Origin of the sequence: Nonomuraea sp. JJY05 (assembly GCF_043496855.1) — a bacterium.
Lineage (GTDB): Bacteria > Actinomycetota > Actinomycetes > Streptosporangiales > Streptosporangiaceae > Nonomuraea.
Genome location: NZ_JBIEIS010000129.1, coordinates 1 through 1299, shown reverse-complemented (window position 1 = coordinate 1299; position 1299 = coordinate 1). Strand labels below are relative to the sequence as shown.

At 67.6% G+C, this 1299-nt stretch carries 1 protein-coding gene; it reads right to left on the bottom strand.

Annotated features, from left to right (window positions below; genetic code table 11):
* Window positions 1-40: 40 nt before the first annotated feature.
* Window positions 41-1194 (bottom strand): IS3 family transposase gene (locus tag ACFKCF_RS61600; protein WP_394506793.1). Its coding sequence is split into 2 segments (ribosomal slippage): window positions 41-981 and window positions 981-1194, totalling 1155 coding nucleotides; the frame shifts between segments, so codons are not numbered across the junction.
* Window positions 1195-1299 lie beyond the last annotated feature (105 nt).

Below are 1299 nucleotides of genomic sequence, written 5' to 3'. Positions count from 1 at the left end.
TGGAGTTGCCCCGGTTCGATAGACACATCAGGGCTTGCGACTACGCGGCAGCATAGTCGAGGTCTTGGGCGTTCTTGAGCGCGTGTCGGCGTTCGTATTCGGCGGGGCTGAGCTGGCCGTTGGCGGAGTGGCGGCGGCGCGGGTTATAGAAGCCCTCGATGTAGCTGAACAGGGCTCGTTCGGCTTCTGACCTGGCGCGGAAGGTGCGCCGGTCGATCAGTTCGCACTCCAGCGAGGCGAAGAAGCTCTCGGTGATCGCGTTGTCGAAGCACGTCCCGGTCCGGCCCGTCGACGGGCGGACGCCTGCCTGCTCACAGCGCCAGCCGAAGGCGATCGAGGTGTACTGGCTTCCCTTGTCGCTGTGGTGAATCACCCCGGCCTGAGGGCGGCGCTGGTGCAGGGCCATCGCCAGCGCGTCGGTCACCAGTTCGGTGCGCATGTGCTCGGCCATCGCCCAGCCGACGATCCGGCGGGAGAACACATCCAGCACCACCGCCAGATAGACGAAGCCCTGCCAGGTCGGCACATACGTGATGTCGGCCGTCCAGACCCGGTTCGGCTCGGCCGCGGTGAACTTCCGCTTCACCAGGTCGGACGCGGCGATCGCTTGCCGGTCGGCGATGGTGGTGCGACAGCCCTTGCGCCTGCTCACCCCGGCCAGCCCGGCGGCGCGCATCAGCCGGGCCACCCGCTTGCGGCCCACCCGGACCCCGTCGAACTCGCGCAAGTCGGCGTGGATGCGCGGCGCCCCGTAAATCTCATCAGAGGCCCGGTGATGCCGATGGATCTGCTCGGTCAGCTCGGCGTCGCGGCGGGCTCGCATCGACGGGCCGCGTCGCTGCCGGGCCGCCCAGGCGTAGTAGCCCTGGCGCGACACACCCAGCACCCGGGCCAGCAGGGAGACCTCGTGGTGGTCCTTCTCCGCATGAATCAGCCGGAACTTCATCTCGGCAGATCCGTCTCCCGCGCGAAGAAAGCCGCGGCCTTACGCAAGATCTCTTTCTCCTCACGGAGGATCTTGTTCTCGCGGCGCAGCCGGGCCAGCTCGTCCTTCTCGGCGCTGGTCAGGCCGTCTTGGCGGCGGCCGTCATCCAGATCGGCCTGGCGCACCCAGGTACGGATCGACTGCGCGGAGGGCTGAAATTCCTTGGCCAGCTCCTCCGGCGACCGTCCCGCGCGCACCAGCTCCACCATCTGCCGGCGAAACTCCGGCGGATAGTTGTTCGGCACAGCAGACTCCTTCTTCCGGGAACCAGGGTTCCCCAGAGATCAGGTGTCCACCAAACCGGGCCAACTCCA